General features: G+C 71.9%; 11 protein-coding genes. 3 read left to right on the forward strand and 8 right to left on the reverse strand.

Features of this window, described 5'->3' with window-relative positions; translation table 11 throughout:
- Nucleotide 1: 1 nt before the first annotated feature.
- From ACGFZF_RS10990 to ACGFZF_RS11010, 5 genes are all read right to left on the reverse strand, one after another.
- Nucleotides 2-967, reverse strand: a complete 966-nt coding sequence (locus ACGFZF_RS10990; RefSeq protein ID WP_356608804.1) for a CoA ester lyase — start codon at nucleotides 965-967, stop codon at nucleotides 2-4.
- Nucleotides 964-2,976, reverse strand: coding sequence for a protein meaA (locus tag ACGFZF_RS10995; protein ID WP_393553155.1), 2,013 nt, complete (start codon nucleotides 2,974-2,976; stop codon nucleotides 964-966). The genes ACGFZF_RS10990 and ACGFZF_RS10995 overlap by 4 nt, the downstream gene beginning before the upstream one ends.
- Nucleotides 2,977-2,985: 9 nt before the next feature.
- Entirely contained in the window at nucleotides 2,986-4,323 is a 1,338-nt protein-coding gene (ccrA, locus tag ACGFZF_RS11000; protein ID WP_393553157.1) for a crotonyl-CoA carboxylase/reductase, read from the reverse strand.
- 464 nt (nucleotides 4,324-4,787) lie between these two features.
- Nucleotides 4,788-5,645: a TetR family transcriptional regulator gene (locus ACGFZF_RS11005; RefSeq protein ID WP_393553159.1), complete on the reverse strand. Its 858-nt coding sequence runs from the start codon at nucleotides 5,643-5,645 to the stop codon at nucleotides 4,788-4,790.
- A gap of 115 nt (nucleotides 5,646-5,760) precedes the next feature.
- A complete protein-coding gene (locus ACGFZF_RS11010; RefSeq protein ID WP_393553161.1) occupies nucleotides 5,761-7,548 on the reverse strand; it encodes a 3-hydroxyacyl-CoA dehydrogenase family protein in 1,788 nt (595 codons plus the stop codon).
- Between the two features lie 322 nt (nucleotides 7,549-7,870).
- On the opposite strand from ACGFZF_RS11010, the gene ACGFZF_RS11015 reads away from it, so the two are divergent.
- Nucleotides 7,871-8,491, forward strand: coding sequence for a HEAT repeat domain-containing protein (locus ACGFZF_RS11015; RefSeq protein WP_393553163.1), 621 nt, complete (start codon nucleotides 7,871-7,873; stop codon nucleotides 8,489-8,491).
- A gap of 51 nt (nucleotides 8,492-8,542) precedes the next feature.
- On the opposite strand, the gene ACGFZF_RS11020 is transcribed toward ACGFZF_RS11015, so the two are convergent.
- The 3 genes from ACGFZF_RS11020 to ACGFZF_RS11030 form a co-directional block, all read right to left on the reverse strand.
- Nucleotides 8,543-8,971: a RidA family protein gene (locus tag ACGFZF_RS11020; protein WP_393553165.1), complete on the reverse strand. Its 429-nt coding sequence runs from the start codon at nucleotides 8,969-8,971 to the stop codon at nucleotides 8,543-8,545.
- A 91-nt stretch (nucleotides 8,972-9,062) separates the two neighbouring features.
- Entirely contained in the window at nucleotides 9,063-10,664 is a 1,602-nt protein-coding gene (locus ACGFZF_RS11025; protein WP_393553167.1) for an alpha/beta hydrolase, read from the reverse strand.
- A gap of 59 nt (nucleotides 10,665-10,723) precedes the next feature.
- Nucleotides 10,724-11,752 carry an Rv2578c family radical SAM protein gene (locus tag ACGFZF_RS11030; protein WP_393553169.1) on the reverse strand — a complete coding sequence of 343 codons (1,029 nt, stop codon included), beginning with the start codon at nucleotides 11,750-11,752 and terminating at the stop codon, nucleotides 10,724-10,726.
- Nucleotides 11,753-11,946: 194 nt separating this feature from the next.
- Here ACGFZF_RS11030 and ACGFZF_RS11035 point away from each other — a divergent pair, with 194 nt between their 5' ends.
- Together ACGFZF_RS11035 and ACGFZF_RS11040 are read left to right on the forward strand one after the other, a co-directional pair.
- The gene (locus ACGFZF_RS11035) at nucleotides 11,947-12,390 is read left to right on the forward strand and encodes an SRPBCC family protein (protein ID WP_393553171.1); all 444 of its coding nucleotides are present in this window, start codon (nucleotides 11,947-11,949) and stop codon (nucleotides 12,388-12,390) included.
- 246 nt (nucleotides 12,391-12,636) lie between these two features.
- Entirely contained in the window at nucleotides 12,637-15,039 is a 2,403-nt protein-coding gene (locus ACGFZF_RS11040; protein ID WP_393553173.1) for an MFS transporter, read from the forward strand.
- Nucleotides 15,040-15,073 lie beyond the last annotated feature (34 nt).

Genomic DNA, 15,073 nt, shown 5'->3' on the forward strand with positions numbered 1-15,073 from the left:
CTCAGGCCTCCGGGATCTCGAACTTGGTGGTGCGCTCCATACCGGCGGCGCGGCCCTTGCCGGAGATGACCAGGGCCATCTTGCGGGAGGCCTCGTCGATCATCTCGTCGCCGAGCATGGCCGAGCCCTTCTTGCCGCCGGCCTCGGACGTGTAGTAGTCGTACGCGTCCAGGATCAGCTCGGCGTGGTCGAAGTCCTCCTGCGAGGGGGAGAAGATCTCGTTCGCCGCGGCGACCTGGTCCGGGTGCAGCACCCACTTGCCGTCGAAGCCGAGCGCGGCGGCGCGGCGGGCGACGGCCCGGTAGCCCTCGGGGTTGCGGATCTGGAGGTAGGGGCCGTCGATGGCCTGGAGGTTGTTGGCGCGGGCGGCCATCAGGATCTTCATCAGGATGTAGTGGTACGCGTCCGCGTCGTAGCCGGGCGGCTGCTCGCCGACGACCAGGGACTTCATGTTGATGGAGGCCATGAAGTCGGCCGGGCCGAAGATGATCGTCTCGACACGCTGCGAGGCGGTGGCGATCGCGTTGACGTTGTTGAGGCCCTGCGCGTTCTCGATCTGCGCCTCGATGCCGATCTTGCCGACCTCGAAGCCCATCGTCTTCTCGATCTGCGTCAGCAGCAGGTCGAGCGCCACGATCTGCTGGGCGTCCTGGACCTTCGGCAGCATGATGCAGTCGAGGTTCTGGCCCGCGCCCTCGACGACCGTGACCACGTCACGGTACGTCCAGTGGGTCGTCCAGTCGTTGACCCGCACGACCCTGGTCTTGCCGGTCCAGTCGCCCTCGTTGAGGAACTTCACGATGGTGTGGCGCGCCTCGGGCTTGGCCAGCGGGGCGCAGGCGTCCTCCAGGTCCAGGAAGACCTGGTCGGCGGCGAGGCCCTGGGCCTTCTCCAGGAAGCGCGGGTTGGAGCCGGGGACCGCGAGGCAGGAGCGGCGCGGACGCAGACGGTTCACGGGGGTGGTCATGCGGGGACCTCCAGAGGGTCGAGCTTGTTCGCTTTCCGGATCTCGTCGACGATACGGCCGATGATCTCCGTGATACCGAAGTCCTTCGGTGTGAAGACGGCGGCCACACCCGCACGCTTCAGATCTGCGGCGTCGGCGTTCGGGATGATGCCGCCGACGATGACCGGGATGTCGGCCGCGCCCGCCTCGCGGAGGCGGTCCAGCACGTCCGGGACCAGCTCGGAGTGCGAGCCGGACAGGATCGACAGGCCCACGCAGTGCACGTCCTCGGCGAGGGCCGCGTTGACGATCTGCTCGGGCGTCAGCCGGATCCCCTGGTAGACGACCTCGAAGCCGGCGTCCCGCGCCCGGACGGCGATCTGCTCGGCGCCGTTGGAGTGGCCGTCGAGGCCCGGCTTGCCGACCAGGAGGCGCAGCCGGCCGGAGCCGAGCTCCTCGGCGGTGCGCGCCACCTTCTGCCGGACCAGGGCCAGCGGCGTGCCCTCCTCGGCGGTCACCGCGACCGGGGCGGAGGAGACGCCCGTCGGGGCGCGGAACTCGCCGAAGACGTCCCGCAGCGCCCAGGACCACTCGCCGGTGGTCACGCCGGCCCGCGCGCACTCGAGGGTGGCGGCGAACAGGTTGCCGTCCCCGGCGGCCGTGGCCTTCAGCGCGGCCAGCGACTCCTGGGCCCGGCCCTCGTCGCGGTTGTCGCGCCACTCGTGCAGCGCCGCGACCACACGGGCCTCGTTGGCCGGGTCGACCGTCATGATCGCCGTGTCGAGGTCGGCGGTGAGCGGGTTCTCCTCCGTCGACTGGAAGATGTTCACGCCGACGATCTTCTCGTCGCCGGCCTCGATCCGGGCGCGCCGCTCGGCGTGCGAGGAGACGAGCTGCGACTTGAGGTACCCGGACTCGACGGCGGCCATGGCGCCGCCCATCTCCTGGATCCGGTCGATCTCGGCCAGGCATTCCTCGACGAGCGAGTCGACCTTGGCCTCGATGACGTGCGATCCGGCGAAGATGTCCTCGTACTCCAGCAGGTCCGACTCGTGCGCCAGCACCTGCTGGATGCGGAGCGACCACTGCTGGTCCCAGGGACGGGGCAGACCGAGCGCCTCGTTCCAGGCGGGCAGCTGGACGGCCCGCGCGCGGGCGTCCTTGGAGAGCGTGACGGCCAGCATCTCCAGCACGATGCGCTGGACGTTGTTCTCCGGCTGCGCCTCGGTCAGGCCGAGCGAGTTGACCTGCACGCCGTAGCGGAACCGGCGCTGCTTGTCGTTCTCGATGCCGTACCGCTCCCGCGTGACCTTGTCCCAGATGCGGCCGAAGGCGCGCATCTTGCACATCTCCTCGACGAAGCGGACGCCCGCGTTCACGAAGAAGGAGATCCGGGCGACGACCTCGCCGAAGCGGTCCGCGGGCACCTGACCGGAGTCGCGGACCGCGTCGAGCACCGCGATCGCGGTGGACATCGCGTAGGAGATCTCCTGGACCGGAGTGGCCCCCGCCTCCTGCAGGTGGTAGCTGCAGATGTTGATCGGGTTCCACTTCGGGATGTTGTTCACCGTGTAGGTGATCATGTCCGTCGTGAGCCGGAGCGACGGGCCGGGCGGGAAGACGTGCGTCCCGCGCGACAGGTACTCCTTCACGATGTCGTTCTGGGTGGTGCCCTGGAGCCTGGTACGGTCCGCGCCCTGCTCCTCGGCCACCACCTGGTAGAGCGCCAGGAGCCACATCGCCGTGGCGTTGATGGTCATCGAGGTGTTCATCTGGTCCAGGGGGATGTCCTGGAACAGCCGGCGCATGTCACCGAGGTGCGAGACCGGTACCCCGACCCGGCCGACCTCGCCGCGGGCGAGGATGTGGTCGGGGTCGTACCCGGTCTGGGTCGGCAGGTCGAAGGCCACCGAGAGGCCGGTCTGGCCCTTGGCGAGGTTGCGGCGGTACAGCTCGTTGGACGCCTCGGCCGTGGAGTGACCGGCGTAGGTCCGCATGAGCCACGGCCGGTCCTTCTGACGCTCAGTCATCGAGGGACCTCAGACGTTCCGGAAGCGGTTGATGGCGTCGATGTGCTTGGCGCGCAGCTCCGTGTCGCGCACGCCCAGGCCCTCCTCGGGGGCCAGCGCGAGGACGCCGACCTTGCCCTGGTGCAGGTTGCGATGCACGTCGTAGGCGGCCTGCCCGGTCTCCTCCAGGGAGTACACCTTGGAGAGCGTCGGGTGGATCTTGCCCTTGGCGATCAGGCGGTTGGCCTCCCACGCCTCGCGGTAGTTGGCGAAGTGCGAGCCGATGATCCGCTTGAGGGACATCCACAGGTAGCGGTTGTCGTACTGGTGCATGTAGCCGGAGGTCGAGGCGCAGGTGGTGATGGTGCCGCCCTTGCGGGTGACGTACACGGAGGCGCCGAAGGTCTCGCGGCCCGGGTGCTCGAAGACGATGTCGATGTCCTCGCCGCCGGTGAGCTCGCGGATGCGCTTGCCGAAGCGCTTCCACTCCTTCGGGTCCTGGGTGTTCTCGTCCTTCCAGAACTTGTAGCCCTCGGCGTTGCGGTCGATGACCGCCTCGGCGCCCATGGACCGGCAGATGTCGGCCTTCTCGGGGGAGGAGACGACACAGATCGGGTTGGCGCCGCCGGCCAGGGCGAACTGCGTGGCGTACGAGCCGAGGCCGCCGCTCGCACCCCAGATGAGGACGTTGTCGCCCTGCTTCATGCCTGCGCCGTTGCGGGAGACCAGCTGGCGGTACGCGGTGGAGTTGACGAGGCCCGGGGACGCCGCCTCCTCCCAGCTCAGGTGGTCGGGCTTCGGCATCAGCTGGTTCGACTTGACGAGGGCGATCTCCGCCAGGCCGCCGAAGTTGGTCTCGAAGCCCCAGATGCGCTGCTCGGGGTCGAGCATCGTGTCGTTGTGGCCGTCCGAGGACTCCAGCTCGACCGAGAGGCAGTGCGCGACGACCTCGTCGCCGGGCTTCCACGAGTTCACGCCCGGGCCGGTGCGGAGCACGACGCCCGCGAGGTCGGAGCCGATGACGTGGTACGGCAGGTCGTGGCGCTTGGTGAGCTCGGAGAGCCGGCCGTAGCGCTCCAGGAAGGAGAAGGTCGACACCGGCTCGAAGATCGAGGTCCAGACCGAGTTGTAGTTGACCGAGCTGGCCATGACCGCGACCAGGGCCTCGCCCGGGCCGAGCTCGGGAAGCGCCACGTCGTCGAGGTGGAGCGACTTGCGCGGGTCCTTGTCGCGGCTCTCGAGACCGTGGAACATCTCGGCCTCGTCCTTGTGCACGGTCACCGCGCGGTACGACTCGGGGAGCTTGATGTTGGCGAAGTCCGCGGACGTGGTGTCCGGCGACTGAATCGCGTCCAGGATGTGCTTCACGGGGATGCCTCCGGCGGTGCGCGTCTGAGGGGGACCGAAGCGCGGTTCCCCCTCGGGTTCGAGGGTGGGGTTGCTGTGGAGGTGTGCCGTCGGTTCGGCGGGTGGTGCTGTGGCTGCGCCTGGTGGGCGCGGAAGTTGCCTGTGACGCAGGCGTCCGGGCGCACAATCACGATCGCTTGTGGGGACAGCCGGCGCACGAGGAGACCTCTGCGCGCCGACCGCCCGGACAACATCAACGTATGGCACCGCGTGTCACCTGACAAGGCACTGCGTGCCAACAATTTCACTCAGATGCAATCCGCCGGTCACATATGAGCGATGATCGATCGAGTGCGTGCCTCAAGGGTGGGCAAAAGCGACGAAGGCCGCCCTGGTGGGGGCGGCCTTCGTCGCCGGCGGTGGGTGGTGCGGGGCGTGAGCCGGTTCCTGCCCGTTCCCGGTGCCGCCGAGGGGCGGCGAGGCGGTCAGCCCTGCCGGAGGGCATGCTGGATGGTGCGCATGACCTCGTCGAGCGGCGCGTCCGTACGGGCCACGGCGACCACGACGTCGCCCTCCGTGGAGGCCACGGCGGCCGGTCCTCCGTGGAGCGCCGCCGGCGGCTGCGCGGTCGGTGCCGCCGCCGTGGCCGGACGGGCGCCGATGCCCGTGCCGAAGGTCTCCCGCACGATGGCGAAGGCGTGGTCGAGCTGCGCCTCCACGTCCCCCTGCCCGCCCGCCCGCAGCCAGCGGCGCAGGACATGGTTGTGCGCGGTGACGACGGCGGACGCCGCCACCTCGGCGAGCAGCGGGTCGTCGTTCCCGTCGTGGTGGTCGCGCTCGTCGAAGTGGCCCAGCAGATACCGGGTGAAGAGCCGCTCGTAGCGGGCCACCGAGGCGATCTCGCGCTCGCGCAGGGTGGGTACCTCGCGGGTGAGCCGGTACCGCTCCACGGAGACCGCGGGCGACCCCGCGTACATCTTCATGACTTCCTTGATGCCGCGGCACACCGTGTCCAGCGGGTGCTCGTGCGGCGGCGCGGCGTTGAGCACCGCCTCCGCCCGCACCAGGGTGTCGTCGTGGTCGGGGAAGATCGCCTCTTCCTTGGAACGGAAGTGGCGGAAGAAGGTCCGGCGGGCGACCCCGGCCGCGGCGGCGATCTCGTCGACCGTGGTCGCCTCGTACCCCTTGGTCGCGAACAGTTCCATGGCCGCCGCCGCCAGCTCGCGGCGCATCTTGAGCCGCTGGGCGGCCGCGCGGGTGCCCGCCGCACTCTCCTGGGTGTCGGACGTGGACGTGGCACGGGGTGACTTCGCGGCCTTGGACATGCCTTGAACGTACTGCATCAGCGCGGGAGTGTGCCCAGGTGGGGGAGGGTCGCCGGAGTCGTCCCGGGGGCCCGCCGGACTCGCGCCCGGAGGCCCCGAGGGGCTCAGCAACCCTCCCCAGCCCGCGTAGGGCTCAGCGTCGGGCATATTCGCGGAAGCCGCGACCCGTCTTGCGGCCCAGGCAGCCGGCCGCCACCAGGTGCTCCAGGAGCGGCGCCGGGGCCAGGCCCGGGTCGCGGAACTCGCGGTGCAGGACCTGCTCGATCGCCAGCGAGACGTCCAGGCCGACCACGTCCAGCAGCTCGAACGGCCCCATGGGGTAGCCGCCGCCCAGCTTCATCGCGGCGTCGATGTCGTCCAGGGTGGCGTAGTGCTCCTGGACCATCTTGATCGCGTTGTTCAGGTACGGGAAGAGCAGGGCGTTGACGATGAAGCCGGCCCGGTCGCCGCAGTCCACCGGGTGCTTGCGGATCTTCGCGGTGACCTCGCGGACCGTGGCGTGGACGTCGTCGGCGGTCAGCACCGTACGGACGATCTCGACCAGCTTCATGGCCGGCGCCGGGTTGAAGAAGTGCATGCCGATGACGTCCTGCGGGCGCGACGTGGCGCGGGCGCAGGCGACGACGGGCAGCGAGGAGGTCGTGGTGGCGAGCACCGCGCCCGGCTTGCAGATCTTGTCGAGCGTCGCGAAGAGCTGCTGCTTGATCTCCAGGTCCTCGGCCACCGCCTCGACGGCCAGGTCCACCTCGGCGAAGGAGTCGAGCGAACCGGCCGGGGTGATCCGGGCCAGCGTCTCGTCCCGCGCCTCCCCGGTCATCCGGCCCTTGTCGACGGAGCGCGCCAGGGACTTGGCGATCCGCGCCTTGGCCGTGTCGGCCTTCTCCTGCGAGCGGGCGGCGAGGACGACGTCGTAGCCGGCCTTGGCGAAGACCTCGGCGATGCCCGAGGCCATCGTGCCGGAGCCGGCGACGCCCACGGAGCGGACCTCGCGGGACGCCGCGCCGCCTGCCGCCGAGTCCTCCAGCGGGGTCAGCGCGTCACGCACCGTCGTCGCCGAGCCGGGTGCGTCGTAGGTGTAGAAGCCGCGGCCCGACTTGCGGCCGGTCAGACCGGCCTCGCTGAGCTGCTTGAGGATCGGGGCGGGGGCGTGCAGCCGGTCGTGCGACTCGCTGTACATCGCCTCCAGGACGGTCCGGGCGGTGTCGACGCCGATCAGGTCGAGCAGCGCCAGCGGGCCCATCGGCAGACCGCAGCCCAGCTTCATCGCGGCGTCGATGTCCTCGCGGGAGGCGTACTTGGCCTCGTACATGGCCGCGGCCTGGTTGAGGTAGCCGAAGAGCAGGCCGTCCGCGACGAAACCGGGGCGGTCGCCGACCGCGACCGGCTCCTTGCCGAGGTCGTGGGCGAGGGCGGTGACCGCGTCCACGGCCTGCGGGGCGGTGAGGACCGAGGACACGACCTCGACCAGCTTCATGGCCTGGACCGGGGTGAAGAAGTGCAGGCCGAGAACCCGCTCGGGGTGCGCCGAGTCGGCGGCCAGCCGCGTGACGGACAGCGCGTTGGTGCCGGTGGCGATGATCGCGTCGGGCCGGACGATCGCGTCCAGGGCCCGGAAGACCTCCTGCTTGGCCTCGTAGGACTCGGGGACGACCTCGATCACGAGGTCGGCCTCGGCGGCGGCCTGGAGGTCGGAGAAGGTGCGGAAGCGGGCCAGCACGTCCTGCCGCTCCTCCTCGGTGATCCGCCCGCGGGCCACCGCACGCGTGGTGGACGCTTCCAGGGCCGCGACGGCCTGGGTGGCGGCGGCGTCGCTGACGTCGATGCCGATGACCTCGCGGCCGGCGCGGGCCAGGACGTCGGCGATGCCGGCGCCCATGGTGCCGAGACCGACGACGGCGATGGTGGAGAGAGGGGTGTCCATCAGGGGACTCCAGAGGGAAGAGTGACGACTGAAGGCGAAGATGCGGAATTCGCTGGCGGAATGCGCCGAAAGGGCGGACCGCGCGAGATCGAGGCAGAACGCGAAAGGAACCGCGTCGGGAAAAGGGCGACGGACTCTGTCCCGGAGTCACGCCGAAAACTGCCGAACCGAACCGACGAACGCTCACCGCGGCTGCGTCACCAGGCCGCTGCGAGGGATGCGGGGGTTGACCCGCTCACCTGAGATTAACCGGCGAGTAACGAGCGCGCCAGTCCCGGGAAGTGGGGAAAATGTGATCTGGGTCGCGGATACCCTGACCGTCATGGAAATCGCCCGGGAGAACCTCCGTGACGAGGAATTCTGCTCGATGATCGATCGATTGCGGGAAGAGATCCGAAGTACCCCCGAAGGACCGGAGCGGTCTCGGGAATTGCTCGCGACGGACGACCGCGACCGGCTCGCCGACGTCCTCACCGCGCCGCGGCAGCCGCTCTGGGCGCGGGAGATCGCCGCCTACCGGCTCGGCGTGGCCGGCGACCCGCGCGCCTTCGAGGCCCTGGTCCTGCTCGTCAACCACCGGGACCCCGAACGCTGTGTCAGCGCCGCCCATGCTCTGGTGCGGCTCGGCGACCCCCGCACCGCGCGGGCCGCCGCCGCCCTCGCCACCAACGAACTCCGGGTGGCGTACGCCCTGCTGCCGGTCCGTCTGCTCGCCGAACTGCGCGCGCCCGAGTCCGTACCGGCGCTGGTCACCGTCCTCGAACGGCGGCTGCGGGCGGCCGGTGACCCGTACTGGCGCGTCGCGCTGGCCTGTGTGGAGGGGCTGGGCGTACTCGGCGACCCGCGCGCCCGGCCCTGTCTCGAGGCGGCCCTGCCGCACCCCCGCCTGGGCCGCGCGGCGGCGGAGTCACTCGCGCGACTCGGTGCGGCCCCCGACGGCTGACCGGCGGCAGCGGCGCCGGAGGCGACCGCCGCGGGGCGAGGAACCGGCGGGTCAGGGAAGCGGAGGGCTGTCGTCGCCGGTGGTGGCGACGAGGGCGAACGCCTCGATCTCGATCAGCAGGTCCGGCCTGACCAGCGCCGCGACCTGCACCGCGGAACTGGCCGGCAGCGGCGCCGTGCCGAAGGCCTCGTCCCGGGCGGCCCGTACCGCCGGCAGGTGCGCGACGTCGGTGACGAAGTACGTCAGCTTCACGACGTCCCCGAAGCCGGCGCCGGCCGCCGCGAGGCAGCGGCGCAGGTTCGCGAAGACCTGACGGGCCTGGGCCACGGGGTCGCCGGGCCCGACCACCGCCCCCGCGGCGTCGAGGGAGCACTGGCCGGATATCGCGACGAACCGGCCGGTGCCCCACACGACGTGGCTGTACTGGGGGCTGGGGGCGACGCCGTCGGGGGCGGGGACGTGGGTGAGGTGGGCAACCATGCCCGCCATCCTCCCGGACGTCACCGACATCCCGGCCACGCCCCCTGCCGGCCCGGCCCGGTCGGCCGTGGGCGGGTCCGGTCCGGTCGGCTCAGCCCCGGTGGCCGAGCAGGCCGTGCAGCACGGCGCCCCCCGTCGTACCGCCCGTGCCCGCGTCGCCGCGGCGCACCGAGGTCTTCGCCGGCCGGGGGTCGGGGAGCGTCTCGCAGACCGCGTCGGCCTCCGACCCCGCCGCGCCGCGCGGTACCCGTCCCGTCGACAGGTAGGTCGCCAGGTGCTTGTCCAGGCAGGCGTTGCCGCTCAGCGTCACGCCGTGGTTCGGTCCGCCCTGCTCGACGACCAGGCTGGAGCCGCGCACCATCCGGTGCAGCTCGACGCCCCCTTCGTACGGGGTGGCCGCGTCCTCCGTCGCCTGGAGGATGAGGATCGGCGAGACCTCGTCGTTGGTGACGTCGGGCGGGGTCAGCGAGTCCACCGGCCAGAACGCGCACGGAGCGTTGTACCAGGCGTTGTTCCAGGTGGCGAACGGTGCCTTGGCGTGCACGTCCCAGTTGTCCTTCCGCCACACGCCCCAGTCGCGCGGCCAGGCGGCGTCCCGGCACTGCACGCTCGTGTAGACCGAGTAGCCGTTGTCGGACGAGGCGTCGGTCCGGGCGAGCTGCGCGTAGGCGGTGGTCAGCGGGGCCGCGTCGCCGTCGTTGACGTACGCCGCGAAGGCCTCGGCGAGCTTCGGCCAGTAGCCGTTGTAGTAGCTGCCGGGCAGGAAGGTGTCCTCCAGCTCGCCCGGCCCGACCTTCCCGCCGGCCGGGGTCATCCGCAGGGCGTCGCGCATCCGGTACCAGGCGGCCTCGACCGCGGCCGGGTCCGTGCCCAGCCGGTAGGCGGCGTCCTGGCGGGCCACCCAGGCCATGAAGGCCTTGTGGCGGGTGTCGAAGGCCCGGTCCTGGGCGAGGTTGTCCTCGTACCAGACACCGCGCGGGTTGACGACGGAGTCGAGGGCGAACCGCCGCACCCGCTCCGGGTAGAGCCGCGCGTACACGGCCCCGAGGTAGGTGCCGTAGGAGTAGCCGAGGTAGTTGAGCCGGCTCGCGCCCAGGGCGTCCCGGATGGCGTCCATGTCCCGGGCGGTGCTCACCGTGTCGATGTACGGCAGCACGTCGGCGTACTTCGCGCCGCACGCGTTCGCGAACGCCTGCGCCCGCTCGACCCCGGCGCGCTCGCCCTCGGCCCCGGCGGGCACCGAGTCCGGCCGGACGGGGGCGAAGTGGCCGGGCCGGCAGTCGAGGGCCGGCTCGCTCCGCCCGACCCCGCGCGGGTCGAAGCCGATCACGTCGTACTGGGCCGCCACCGCGGCGGGCAGGGAGGCGGCCACGAACCCGGCCATCGTCCGTCCGCTGCCGCCCGGCCCGCCCGGGTTCACGAGCAGGGGCCCCTGGGACTCCTCGGCGGTGTGCGCGATCCGGCTCAGCGCGAGCGTCACGGTCCGGCCGGCCGGGTCGTCGTGGTTCAGCGGGACCTTCAGCGTGGCGCACTCCAGCTTCGGATAGGCCTTCGTGGCGCAGCCGGACCAGACGAGCGGGGCGATGGGGCGGGGAGTCGGTTCGGGGCGGGGCTCGGCGGACGCGGGCAGGACGGTGACCGTCCCTGCGACGAGTGCCCCAGTGGCGATCAGCACACCTGCACGTGGGTTCATAGGGCGTGCGTGCCCCGCCCGCGGCGCGAGGGGACATGTTCCGCCGAGAGTTGACCCGATCAGAGGAGGGTGAGCTGTGTCGCGCCCTCCGGAGCGGGATCGTCCGGTATGGGGAGCGCGCGCGAGGCGCCCCGGCGGGCCGGGCCGATCCCGAACTCGTCCGCCAGTTCGTGCACCTGACGGGTGATCCGGCGCTGGTACCAGGTCGGGGCGTAGGCGCCGTCCGCGTACATCCGCTCGTAGCGGCCCACCAGGCCCGGGTGGTGGCGACGCAGCCAGGTCATGAACCACTCGCGGGCACCCGGCCGCAGATGCAGCACGAGCGGGGTGACGGAGGTCGCCCCCGCCTCGGCGACGGCCCGTACCGTCGCGCGCAGCTGCTCGGGCCGGTCGCCGAGGAAGGGGATGACCGGGGCCATCAGCACGCCGCAGCCGATGCCGTGTTCACCGAGCGTCCGCACGACGTCCAGGCGGCGCTGCGGGGAGGGGGTGCCGGGCTCGACGGTGCGCCACAGTTCGCGGTCCGTGAAGCCGACGGAGACGGAGATGCCGACCTCGGTCACGGCGGCCGCCTGCACCAGCAGGTCGAGGTCGCGCAGGATCAGGGTGCCCTTGGTGAGGACGGAGAAGGGGTTGGCGTGGTCGCGGAGCGCCGAGATGATCCCGGGCATCAGCCGGTAGCGGCCCTCGGCCCGCTGGTAGCAGTCGACGTTGGTGCCCATCGCGATGTGCGCGCCCTGCCAGCGCCGGGAGGCGAGCTGGCGGCGCAGCAGTTCCGGCGCGTTGGTCTTCACCACGATCTGCGAGTCGAAGCCGAGGCCGGTGTCGAGGTCGAGATAGCCATGGGTCTTGCGGGCGAAGCAGTAGACGCACGCGTGCGTGCAGCCGCGGTAGGGGTTGACCGTCCACTCGAACGGCATGCGGGAGGCGCCAGGCACCCGGTTCAGGATCGAGCGGGCCCGCACCTCGTGGAAGGTGATACCGCGGAACTCGGGGGTGTCGACGGTGCGGGTGACGACCGCGTCCGTGCCGAACAGCGCGGTCCCGGCCGTGCCGGCGGGGTCGTCGCCCAGATTGTCCCAGCGCATGGCCGCCTCCTCGGTGCCGGTGTCCTCGGGTCGGCGTCCCGGCCGCCTTCGGCGCCTTCGGGTCGTCTCCCGGTCATGGAACCCCAGAATAGAACACCTGTTCCCTTGATCGCCGCAACCCGGATTTGGGAGGCCCGGGCCCAGGTGGTTGGCTGGGCCCACACCCCTTGAGAACAAGTGCTGGAGGAAGTGCCATGGCGCAGGTCGAGGCCACGACGGAGCGGGTCATCGCGGCGGACGCGGAGAAGGTGTTCGACGCGCTGGCCGACTACAGCGGCACGCGCGCGAAGGTGCTCCCGGAGCACTTCAGCGAGTACGAGGTGCGGGAGGGCGGCGACGGCGAGGGCACCCTCGTCCACTGGAAGCTCCAGGCCACCAGCAAGCGCGTCCGCGACTGCCTGCTGGAGGTCACCGAGCCCACCGACGGGCAGCTGGTCGAGAAGGACCGCAACTCCTCCATGGTCACCACCTGGACCGTCACCCCCGCCGGCGAGGGCCGCTCCAAGGCCGTGGTGAGCACCGTCTGGAACGGGGCCGGCGGCATCGGCGGCTTCTTCGAGCGGACCTTCGCCCCCAAGGGACTCGGCCGCATCTACGACGCCGTGCTGGACAAGCTGGCCGCCGAGGTCGAGAAGTAGCGTCCCCGGCGGGCTCCGCTCACCGATTCGAGTGGTTTCCCCGCGACTCCCGCCGGTGCGCCCCGCGCACGCAGGGGGCGCGGGGACTTCCGTAAACGCGCTGATGAGCGCCCCAAGTGCCACGTACGGCAGGGGCGTTCACCCCCGCTGACACCAGCAGGCCCGCACCTCGCCCGACTTGCTCCCGCTTCGCGCCCAATGCGAAGAATGGCGCGGCGCCGAACGTCGTGACGAGGGGAGCAGCACGTGGGTGCGATCACGCTGGTGAAGGACGACGTACCGCCCGTCGCGGGCGGCCCGCCCGTCGAGCCGCCGCAGCCCGCGCCCGGACCGGCACTCGACCCCCGCCGGACCCGGCTCGTCTTCCTCGGTCTCATGCTCGCGCTGCTGCTCGCCGCGCTGGAGCAGATGATCGTCGCCACCGCGCTGCCGAAGATCGTCGGTGAACTCCAGGGCCTGGACCGGATGTCCTGGGCCATCACCGCCTACCTGCTCACCGCCACCATCGGCCTGCCCGTCTACGGGAAGCTCGGCGACCTCTTCGGCCGCAAGGGGGTCTTCCTCTTCGCCATCGTCGTCTTCGTGATCGGTTCGGCGCTCGCCGGCTGGTCACGGTCGATGGACGAGCTCATCGCCTTCCGGGCGATCCAGGGCGTCGGCGCCGGCGGCCTGATGATCGGCGTCCAGGCGATCATCGCCGACATCGTCCCGCCCCGCGAGCGCGGCCGCTACATGGGTCTGATCGGGGCCGCGTTCGGGCTCGCCTCGGTCGCCGGCCCGCTGCTCGGCGGCTTCTTCACCGACCATGTCTCCTGGCGCTGGTGCTTCTACTTCAACGTGCCCTTCGGGCTCGTCACCCTCGGTGTCGTCGCGGTGGTCCTCAAGCTCCCCCGGACCCGGGCCCGGGCCCGGCTCGACGTCCTCGGCGCCCTCCTGCTCGCCGCCGCCTCCACCTGCCTGGTCCTGCTGACCAGTTGGGGCGGCACCGAGTACGCCTGGGACTCGCGCGTCATCCTCGGCCTCGGCTGCGGCGCCGCGGCGGCCGCCCTGCTCTTCCTGGTCGTCGAGCGCTTCGCGCCCGAACCGCTCATCCCGCTGCGGCTGTTCCGCGATCCCGTCTTCGCCGTCACCGCCCTCGTGGGCGCCGTCGTCGGCATCGCGCTCTTCGGCGCCGCCAGCTATCTGCCGACCTTCCTGCAGATGGTCGAGGGCGCCACGGCCACCGAGTCCGGTCTGCTGATGCTGCCCCTCATGGGCGGGATCGTCGGCGCCTCCGTCGTCTCGGGACAGCTGATCACCCGCACCGGCCACTACAAGATCTACCCGGTCCTCGGCGGCGCCCTCTCGGTGCTCGGCATGTGGCTGCTCTCGCGGATGGAGACCGACACCCCGCGCCTCCAGCACAGCCTCTGGCAGGCCGTCCTCGGCGTCGGCATCGGGCTGGTCATGCCCGTGCTCGTGCTCGCGGTGCAGAACTCCGTCCGCCCCGCCGACCTCGGCGCCGCCACCAGCGCCCACAACTACTTCCGCCAGATCGGCGGCAGCGTCGGCGCCGCGATCTTCGGCACCCTCTTCGCCTCGCGGCTCGACGACGCCCTCGCCGACAGGCTGCCGCGGACGGCCGGCACCGCGCTGCCGCCCGCCGAATCGATCACTCCGCAGACGGTGCACGCCCTGCCGCCCGCGCTGCGCGACGCCTACATCCAGGCGTACGCCGACGCGATGCCGCGGATCTTCCTCTACCTGGTGCCGGTCCTCGTGCTCGGCCTCGTCCTCGCCTTCTTCCTCAAGGAGAAACCGCTGGTGTCCCACCACAGCCCCGCCGCCGAGGCCACCCCCGCCGAGGCCGCCACCGCCGTCCCGCGCGCCAGGACCGCCGCCCCCTCGCTCGCGGGCCTCCCCGTCACCGGCACCGTCCAGCACCACGACGGCAGCCGCGTCCCGCGTGCGGCCCTCACCCTCATCGACGTCCAGGGACACCAGATCGGCCGCGGCGGGAGCGGCGAGGACGGGCGGTACGCGCTCAGCGTGCCGGGCCCCGGCTCGTACGTCCTGATCGCCGCGGCGGGCGGCCACCAGCCGCAGGCCGTCTCGGTGACCGTCGGAGAGCGGCCCGTCGAGCTCGACGTGGTCCTCGGCGGCGCGGGCCGCCTGGCCGGCACCGTCGTCACCGCCGACGGGACGCCGGTCCGGGACGCGGCGGTGACCCTCACCGACGTCCGCGGCGACGTCGTCTCCTCCACCCGCAGCGGACGCGAGGGCGGCTACGTCATCTCGGAACTCGTCGCCGGCGAGTACACGCTGGCCGCCAGCGCGCCCGCCTTCCGGCCGGCCGCCCTGCCGGTGAGCGTGCAGGCGTCCCGCGAGACCCGCCAGGACATCGAGCTCGCCGGCGGCGCCGTACTGCGCGGCACGGTGCGCGCGGGCGGCGGCCGGCCGGTCGAGGACGCGCGGATCACGCTGCTCGACGCGGCCGGGAACGTCGTCGACACCCTGACGACCGGGCCGGACGGCACCTTCCGCTTCGTCGACCTGTCGTCCGGCGAGTACACCGTCATCGCCGCCGGCTACCCGCCCGTCGCGACCGTCCTCCAGGTCGCCGGCGGTGGGCGCACCGAGCGGGACCTCCAGCTCGGCCACGAGGACTGAGCCGACGGCGGCCCCGGCCCGCGGACCGTCCAGG

Source organism: Streptomyces sp. NPDC048338, from assembly GCF_043201055.1.
Taxonomy (GTDB): domain Bacteria; phylum Actinomycetota; class Actinomycetes; order Streptomycetales; family Streptomycetaceae; genus Streptomyces.

Excerpts from the sequence above, each read along its gene's own strand:
- ACGFZF_RS10990 (WP_356608804.1), bottom strand. The coding sequence starts at position 967 with ATGACCACCCCCGTGAACCGTCTGCGTCCGCGCCGCTCCTGCCTCGCG.
- ACGFZF_RS10995 (WP_393553155.1), bottom strand. The coding sequence starts at position 2,976 with ATGACTGAGCGTCAGAAGGACCGGCCGTGGCTCATGCGGACCTACGCC.
- ACGFZF_RS11005 (WP_393553159.1), bottom strand. The coding sequence starts at position 5,645 with ATGCAGTACGTTCAAGGCATGTCCAAGGCCGCGAAGTCACCCCGTGCC.
- ACGFZF_RS11010 (WP_393553161.1), bottom strand. The coding sequence starts at position 7,548 with ATGGACACCCCTCTCTCCACCATCGCCGTCGTCGGTCTCGGCACCATG.
- ACGFZF_RS11015 (WP_393553163.1), top strand. The coding sequence starts at position 7,871 with ATGGAAATCGCCCGGGAGAACCTCCGTGACGAGGAATTCTGCTCGATG.
- ACGFZF_RS11020 (WP_393553165.1), bottom strand. The coding sequence starts at position 8,971 with ATGGTTGCCCACCTCACCCACGTCCCCGCCCCCGACGGCGTCGCCCCC.
- ACGFZF_RS11025 (WP_393553167.1), bottom strand. The coding sequence starts at position 10,664 with ATGAACCCACGTGCAGGTGTGCTGATCGCCACTGGGGCACTCGTCGCA.
- ACGFZF_RS11030 (WP_393553169.1), bottom strand. The coding sequence starts at position 11,752 with ATGCGCTGGGACAATCTGGGCGACGACCCCGCCGGCACGGCCGGGACC.
- ACGFZF_RS11035 (WP_393553171.1), top strand. The coding sequence starts at position 11,947 with ATGGCGCAGGTCGAGGCCACGACGGAGCGGGTCATCGCGGCGGACGCG.